Annotated in this window: 3 protein-coding genes and 2 pseudogenes; 1 reads left to right on the top strand and 4 read right to left on the bottom strand. The window is 41.6% G+C overall.

The window, feature by feature from the left end; translation table 11 throughout:
• Positions 1-75: 75 nt before the first annotated feature.
• From V7K41_RS19170 to V7K41_RS19160, 3 genes and pseudogenes are all read right to left on the bottom strand, one after another.
• Positions 76-2,658 carry a PKD domain-containing protein gene (locus V7K41_RS19170; RefSeq protein WP_334850671.1) on the bottom strand — a complete coding sequence of 861 codons (2,583 nt, stop codon included), beginning with the start codon at positions 2,656-2,658 and terminating at the stop codon, positions 76-78.
• Positions 2,659-2,673: 15 nt separating this feature from the next.
• A pseudogene (locus V7K41_RS19165) lies at positions 2,674-3,970 on the bottom strand (IS4 family transposase); the annotation flags it as partial.
• 448 nt (positions 3,971-4,418) lie between these two features.
• Positions 4,419-5,402: pseudogene (locus V7K41_RS19160) on the bottom strand (transposase); the annotation flags it as partial.
• Between the two features lie 462 nt (positions 5,403-5,864).
• Between V7K41_RS19160 and V7K41_RS19155 the strand changes: the two are divergent.
• The gene (locus V7K41_RS19155; RefSeq protein WP_334850667.1) at positions 5,865-6,809 is read left to right on the top strand and encodes a hypothetical protein; all 945 of its coding nucleotides are present in this window, start codon (positions 5,865-5,867) and stop codon (positions 6,807-6,809) included.
• A 46-nt stretch (positions 6,810-6,855) separates the two neighbouring features.
• Here V7K41_RS19155 and V7K41_RS19150 read toward each other — a convergent pair.
• The coding region (locus V7K41_RS19150) for a tetratricopeptide repeat protein (RefSeq protein ID WP_334850665.1) at positions 6,856-8,497 on the bottom strand (1,642 nt) is incomplete at its 5' end.

Genomic DNA, 8,497 nt, shown 5'->3' with positions numbered 1-8,497 from the left:
ACTCTTAAATGATGGAGAGCTTATTATTAAATGGGGAAGAAAAATAAAAAATAAGGGAAATGCTGTTTGTGCAAATTAAAAGCACAACAGCTTAAAGCGACCATCGAAGCTGACACTTTCAGCTTTGTAGATGGTTTGATTTACACCAGCTGACACAATAGGTGCAACGTTACCGACATTGGTGGTAAGTGTTGAGGATGTGTTAGCACCGTCTGAATCGCTGACTGTGAGGGTAACGGTGTAGATGCCGTTGTCAGCAAAGATGTGGCTGACATTTTGTGCAATTACTGGGTCAGAACCGTCGCCAAAGTTCCAGGTGTAAGTAATGGTATCATTTCCGGGATCAGTGGCGATCGCACTGAAGTTGGCAACTGCACCTTCATCAACATTGGTGTCACCGCAGATGTTGGTGATTATGGGCGCAGCGTTGTTAACCTGTACGCTGAGGGTTTCGCTGGTTGCACCGCCATTCGTATCGGTGACGGTGAGGTTGACGGTGTAATTGCCATCTTGGGCGAAGATATGGTTGACATTTTGGCCAACTACTGGGTCAGAATCATCGCCAAAGTTCCAGGTGTAGGTGAGGGTGTCTAACCCAGAGTCGGTGGCGGTGGCACTAAAGTTGGCAACTGTACCTTCAAAAATATTGGTGTCGCCGGAAATATTGTTGATAATTGGGTCGGTGTTGTTAACGGTTACAGTCAAGCTGTTAGTGTTAGTACCGCCGTCTTTATCGGTGACGGTTAGGGTTGCTGTGTATATACCATCTTTAGTGTAAGTGTAAGTAGGGTTAAGTATGCTAGTGGTTGTGCTGCCGTCGCCGAAGTCCCAAGTGATTGTGTGAGTGTCTAGTATGCCTGGGTCGATGAAGCTGCCGTTGAAGGTGATGGCAGTTCCTTCATTTGTTGTGATGTCTGCACCAGGATTGACTATGGGAGCGACGTTAATCACATTTAATAATAGTGTTTCTACGGTTGACGCACCATGAGTATCGGTAACAGTGAGGATGGCGGTGTAAGTGCCGTTATCAGCGAAGGTGTGGTTGAGGGTTTGTCCGGTGACGGGGTTGCTATCATCGCCAAAGTTCCAAGTGTAGGTAAGGTTATCACCTGGGTCACTGGCGATCGCACTTATTGTGGCAATTGTACCTTCTCTCAGATTTGATTCTACTGTAATGCGGTCGATGGTGGGGGCTATGTTGTTGATGTTGACTGTGACTGTTGCCTCGTTGGAGATGGCGTTGTCGTTGTCTAGGACGATGTAGGTGAATGTATCTATGCCGACGAAGGTGTTGTTCGGGGTGTAGGTAAGGGTGCCGTCACTATTAATAATGATGCTGCCTGTATGGGGTGCTGTGCCTATTTGCACGGTGCTGGGGTTAATGGTGCCGTCAGCATCACTGTCATTGGCTAGGATGTTGATTAATACTGGTTTTGCTTGGTCGGTGGTGGCTGTGTCTGCGTTCGCCCTTGGCGTTGCCGAAGGCATCGCTGTTGGGCTAATCAGGTCTTGGTCTAGTAGCATGACGTTATCAACAATCACTTTGCCATCTTTTGCACCGAAGCCTAGTAGGTCGAAGTATAAGGTGGCAAGGGTTCCAGGAGCTATGTTGCTGATATCGATTTTGACGGTGCGCGGTGTGTTCAGGGTTATTTTGTCGCCGGAGGTGTTTGCACCTGCTATCTTGACGTTGTTACTAAAGTATGTGTTGCCGGTTTGCTGGAGGTTGAGGAGGGAGTCGGTTTGGGTGAGTCCTATAGATGTGCCGACTAGGGGGGTGAGGGTGCGGGCATCTAATAGGGCGACTTCAAAGGCGTCGTTGGGGGCGAATTCGTTGGTTCCCAGGTGGGTGTCAAGGATTGTGAATTGCAGGTATTTGGCGTTTTCGGGGATGATAAAGGTTTGGGTGAAGTTGCTGTTAAAGGGGGAGTCTTCGGTAAGGATGGCTTGGGAGTTGAGGATGTTGGCTGCACCACGAGTTGTCCAGTCGGCTTGGGTGTCGAAGTCTCCGTTGAGGATGCCGATTAGAGGATCGGAGTTGAGAGGCGCTTGCAAGGCATTCCCCCCATCTCCCCATCTCCCCATCCCCCCATCTCCCGCACGTACTGCGTTGAGGATTTGCAGGTCGATAAGGGACGGGAGTTTACGGACACTTGGGGAGAGAGAGGTGCTCATTAGGTCAAAGGGATACAGTTTAGAATCGAGGTGGCTACCGTCATTGGTAAGAGTGGCGGTGAAGTTGTCACCGATGAAGAGTTTGGAGCCGTTGACGGTTTGGATGTGGTGGTCAAATTCGCTGTAGCCGGAGATGATGCCTGCTAGGTGTCCCATTTCGTGCAGGATGCTGGTTAACAGGTCATATTTGCCGAATGCGTCGCCTGTGGTGGCGCGGAAGGCTGTGTCAGTGAGAGAGGTGGTGAATTCGCTGTTGTCGTTGGGGGTGGGGTCGATGAACCAACCGATTCCGTTGGCGTCGTCGTCAATGAGGATTGTGCCACCGTTGGGGCGACCTTGGGTATCGTAGTTGGTGATTTGGGCTTCGGCTAGTTGTCCTGTGGGCAGGTCGGTGATTTGGAGGGTGAGGTTGAAGGTGGGGTCGAAGAGGGTTTGCCAGAGATCAGACGCACTCATCCGTGAGAGGTTAAGGTAATTGCACATTTGTCAAGAGGGTGCGGGTAAAGGGGACAAATCCAGCTTGGAAACTGACTTTCGGAGATATTTAACCACGCCTAAGTCTTGATTTTCTGGGGCAGCAAAGTACTTAATGGGGTCTTTGGCGTTACCTTTATCGTAGGCAACACTAAAATGATAGAGTCCTCGATAAATCATCTCTAAAAAAATGCGGTCAAACGGTAGAGATAATTCCTCAGCAACGGCGTCTGCCAAATCAATTAAGATAGCATAAAATAACCAGGTAGCCCAGACCTGTAGTTTGACACCATTAATAGAGCCAGTCCACAAATAAGATAAACCCAACAAACGTTTGACCGTGTAAAAAGCTTCTTCAATTCTCCATCTTCGTCGGTATAAATCAGCCACGACATAAGGAGGTAAAATTTGTGGGTCAAGGACAGAAGTAATATAAGAATAGCTAGTTTTACCAACTTTTATCTTGATTAAACGTAAAATAAGAACTGGTGCGCCACGACGAACAGTGCCAAGTTGAATCAATCGGTCTTTAACCAAATGGTCATAGCTAAAAATTTTTAAGTATTTAATAGATGCTTTGGCTTTTAAACGAGTAATAAAATGGACTTCTTGATTAATCAGTTGTTGTAAAAACTGAAAATGATAGAAACCTCTATCGAGTAAAATTAAAGTCTTAGCGGTTACTAAACTGAGTAACGCCGCTTCAAAATTGGTGTCCGAAGCTGCGGGATTAGTGTGAAACCAAACTTCAACAGGTAAACGAGTAACCAAATCAATAACTGTACAGATTTTTCCGGCTAACTGGCCTGTTTTCAAGTCTTCCAGGCTTTTTAGCTTACGGAATAAAGCTTCTAGTGTTGAGCCATCAGCAATCCAAATTCTTTCAAAATTACAAAGCGCAAATTTAACACTATCTGGTAATGGTCGCTTGAATCGTTGTTTCCAATTCAGTTGTAATTGAGGTAGTAAATCTTTAAAGACCCGTTCAAATAATTCCGAGGGGAATACTAAAAATCTTTCTGATAGTGATTGTTGGGCAACTTTGGTAACACGACACCATAATAAACCATACGAGTGCCAAGAGACGATTTAACTCTTGAACACCAGGAACTTGCCGCCACAACAGTGTTAAAACTGCTGCTACCATAAATGATAAATTTAGAATTCTCTCTCGTAATCCTAACTGCTTATAATATTTTTCTTGAGCAAAAACTGCTGGGGTTAATAGAGCTTCTAAATGATTAGCGATCGCTTCATTATCTATAGTAGGAGTATGATGTCGTTGTGCGTGGTCAGAGTTTTGTTTCGGTCGCTTAAGCATGTCACTCGCTTCGCTCGAATTCAAAATTCAAAATTCACGCATTCAAAATTACAATCCCCATAAATAAATAATGGGGCTTGAAACAAGGACGTTATAAGCCTCGTACTTCGTATCTCGGCTTATATATTTTTACCTTTTCCATAAATAAATTCAGGGGCTTGTATCCTTTTTTTCTTCGGTCAGTAAACCAAACTTTTTATTATCTTGTTTACTAATTGAATTTACCCAACAATGTTGCCCACTTTTTGCTTTAGTTTTCTGTCGTTACAATACTTTTTCATTGTAAATTTTAGCTATTTAAAAGTTGTTTGATAATCATAATCAAATAGAGGGGAAGGAGGCGAGCGTCGCTCGCCTCCTTCCCCTCTCCCACTCACGATTATCATTTTCATCTAATTTATTTTGAGTATTTTAACCGATTGACAAAATGCGCTTTACCTTAACCTCTCACTGATGCGTCTTGAGTTGTGGCAGCAGTCGTTTCTACATGAGTGATAATGTGAGGTGAGTCTTCATCACAACTTTCTGTCAGATGCACTTTGTACCCTGTCCAGTTAGTGGTGCGTTTGGTGCTGTTACGCGCTTCTAAGTCATAGGGAGAGCGAATTCGTACTGCTCCCGGTGGCCCATCTTTTTCGTTGCGTAACCGAATCTTGTCTGTTGGTGTATAGTATTGCTGTAACCAAACCTGACGCAAGACTTCTACGGCTGGCAGTTGTCGCAGTTGGATGGGGGAAGTTTCGGAATAGATGTTATCGAGTAAATAAAAGCCATCAGCCCCAATTGTCTGGGCTAAAACTTCTCGCTCTGAAGCCGTTCTAGGCAATCGGGTATCTTCAAAGCGTTTGCTATAGCGGTCATACCACTCGGCGGGAGCTAGTGACTTCAGCCAAGTCGCTTCAACTTCAGCCACCGCGTTTAAGGCATATCGCAGGGTTTCTCCCAAATGCTCCAGTCTTGTTAGGTTTCTAACTACTGTTAACACATGAGTTGAGTCAGTGCGCTGTTTTCCTCTTGCTGAGAGCAGTTTCCGCTCTTGAAATTTCGACAGCATCAAGTCTAGTATTTGCCGCTCGACTCCACCTGTGATTAATCGGTCACGGAATTCGCTCAAAACACTAAAGTCAAAACCGGGGTCTGTCAACTCCAACGACAAAGCGTATTTCCAATCAATCCGCCCTTGCACTGCTTGCGCTGCTTGTCTATCAGATAAATTCTCTAGATATTGCATCACCAGTATCATCACCAACCGCCAAGGTGCTTGCACTGGCTGACCCCGTTGTGGATACAGTGATGCGAAATCTTCATCCTGATAAAAGACTCCAAGTTCATCACGCAGCCGCATATATAAATTATCTTTTGGAAATGCGGCTTTGGCTACACGAACCGTTTCATCGGGAATAGGAGGAATTTTTTCGGGATGTAAGCACATATACTGCCTCCAAAGGTATTTCCTCTAGTTTATTGATTATTGAGGCAGCTAACTTAATTTTTTTCTCTCCGTGTATTACATGGAAAACTATAGCTATCTCCTCCATGTATTACACGGAAGATCCGCCGTTTTTATGTTAAGTAATATTTCGCCAACGGTATCCGTATCCTGGCTGTACCCCTTTTAATGATATTTAGGAACGCTATAGCGATCTCCTGTTTTTGGAAAGCCTGCTTCTTCACATATCCCTTATTTCATCAAACTCATTCTCGATTACGCGAACGGTGAGCTATAACTAGATCAAATGAAGGAGTGTGAGGGTTAGAGAGTAGATTAATGCTGGCATATTCGATGGTGCTAGGCACAGAAGAGTAGTTGAGGTTATTCTTTCTTGGTTTATTATCTAATTGGTAAACGCGTAATATTTCTATCTGCTAAAGCGGTTCTAGAGCTACAAATAAAATGACTGTTTTATTATTTACCATCCTGTTGGCAATTAACTTAGGTGCTGGATGTTATTTGAGTCTAGCTAATCCTCTAAAAGTCTCAGAGCAAACATCAACTAAACTTATTTTTATTATTCGACCAAAAGTATTTTTAGGTTTGGGAATATTTTTTAGTCAATTATTTGTTCTATTTTTATTTGCGTCTATTGTATTTACACCTATTACACAACTTGTGTGTCATCGTTATCCGAACAATATATCTACTTCAAATATTAATTTGAGTGCGGGACAAAATACTCTAACAGTGATGTGTAAGTTAACAAAAAATAATTGGTTAGGTCGAGAACAGAGTCAAACGCTAGTTCCTGAGTTACTAAAGGCTAAATTGGAAACTCAGATTGATACTGATGGTCAGGCTAAGTATTATAAATATAACATTTTACTATTAAATGATAGAGATAGTTTTCCTTTTTCACGCGCAGGATACCCAAAATTGAACCTTGAAGAATTGCAATCAATAGTATTAAGAATTAATAGTTTTTTGAAAAACCCTATAGAGAAGAATTTAGAGGTTATACTTGATGAGACTTTTACTGGTTACATTTCTGTCATGATTACTGTATTCTGTGGAATATTAGCGTTGCTAGTAGCGTCACAAGGTTTATTTATCACTTGTAACCTTGACAAGGAAACAAATACTGTAAAGCTTAGTCGTTATAGGTGGTTTGGAACGTTAGGAAAAACAGTTTTTCAATATTCTTTGAACGAAATTACTGATGTTAAGCTTGAACGGATTGATACTAGTATAGACGAATACTTTTTTCGGGTTATTTTAGTACTAGAATCGGGTGATAATCTACCATTAACGCCCAATTATACTTCAAATTATATAAATGGAGATTCTATAGTTAGAGTAACTAAAGATTTTCTGGAACTTAAACATAAAGATAGTGCTAGATAAAAGCGTGAGATTGGTAAACTCAGAAAAATATGATTTCTGAAACAAGCTATGTCTCACATAAGCTTTTTAATAAAATTTGTACCCTCTGTAATTTAATTATTTCACCTTGAGATTTATATATTTCAACAGCTTTATGACAATCTTTTAATGCTGCTTGTATGTCTCCTAAAGAAAAATGGGTAGCTCCTCGTGCGTAATATGCATCAGCATAATTTAGATTAAATTCGATTGCATGATTATAGTCTTCTATAGCATTTTGCATATGTCCTATTTCATAGTAGACTGTTCCTCGGTAGTAATAAGCTTCAGCATGATTAGGATACATATGAATATATTGTGTAAAATCTTCGATTGCTCCTAATTTATCTCCCGTATTATTACGAATTATTCCCTGATAAATGTATGCTTTTGCATAACTAGGATTAATGCGAATAACTTGAGAATAATCTTCAATAGCTCCTGCATTATCACCTATAGAATATCGACAAATAGCTCGATTATAGTAAACTTCAGCAAGATTCGGATTTTTTTGCAATGTTTGGGTGTAATCAGAAATTGCCCTTTGAAAATTACCTATGTTGCGGTAGGCATCACCGCGTCTCTGGTAAGCATTGATGTCATGGGAATTAAAACGCAAGAAATAACTTAAGTCCTCAATTACTCCTTTCCAATCTTCAATTTCAGCACGAAGCAAACTTCTGTTTTTGTAAGCGTTGGCGTACTCAGAATCAAGCTGTAAAGCCCTACTAAAATCCTTAAAGGCTGCTTCTTTATTTCCTAAAATGGAGTAAATAATACCTCGGTTATTGTGTACTGTGGCATCTTTAGGATTAAATTGCAAAGCTTGGGTATAATTCTCTAGTGCCTTGTGATACTCTTGTAATTCATAGTAGATATCACCTTGGTTTTTATAAGCCTTGGCGTTATCAGGTTCAAGTTGCAAAGTTTGATTAAAATCATCAAGTGCTTCCTGGTTATTACCCAACTGTAATCGAATTAATCCTCGATTATAGTAAGCTTCGGCATCGTCAAATTTAAGTAGCAAGGCTTGCGTATAGTCTTGAATTGCTCCTTCAAAGTCTTTCAAAACATAGCAAGCCTCAGCTCGATACTTATATATCAACACGTCATCAGGATTAAATTGTAGCGCTTGGGTATAATCTTTGACTGCCGCCTGATAATCTTCTAAGGCAACATGGGCTAACCCACGGATGCTATAAACTTGAGTGTCATTAGGATTAAACCGCAAAACCTGATTAAAATCTTCAATTGCCCTTTGTGGCTCATTGAAAGCAAAGTAGAAGCTACCACGTAATTTGTAACCTTCAGCGTCATCTGGGACGGACTGTAAAGCCTTATTAAGGATTTCCATTGCTGACTGACTTTCTCCAGAAGTGTCAGGGTTGAGATGTACAATCTGTTTAAGGTCTTCTATGACTCCTTGAACATCCTTTAGTAAGAGCCTAACAAATATTCGATTTTTGTAGACTTCAACATTGGTTGGGTTAAGATTTAATGATTGGTTAAAGTCTGACAGCGCTTCTTGATGATCTCCTAATCCAAGGCGGAGAGTTCCTCGATTGTAGTAGGCTTCATCATCGCTCTTAATAGCAATTAATTGATTGAAATCTGAGAGTGCTTCTTGCTGTTTCCCCAAAGCTAAACGTATACTTGCTCGATTTTTGTAA

Source organism: Nostoc sp. (genome assembly GCF_036917415.1).
GTDB lineage: Bacteria > Cyanobacteriota > Cyanobacteriia > Cyanobacteriales > Nostocaceae > Nostoc.
This window is presented reverse-complemented; position numbering and strand designations above follow the sequence as displayed.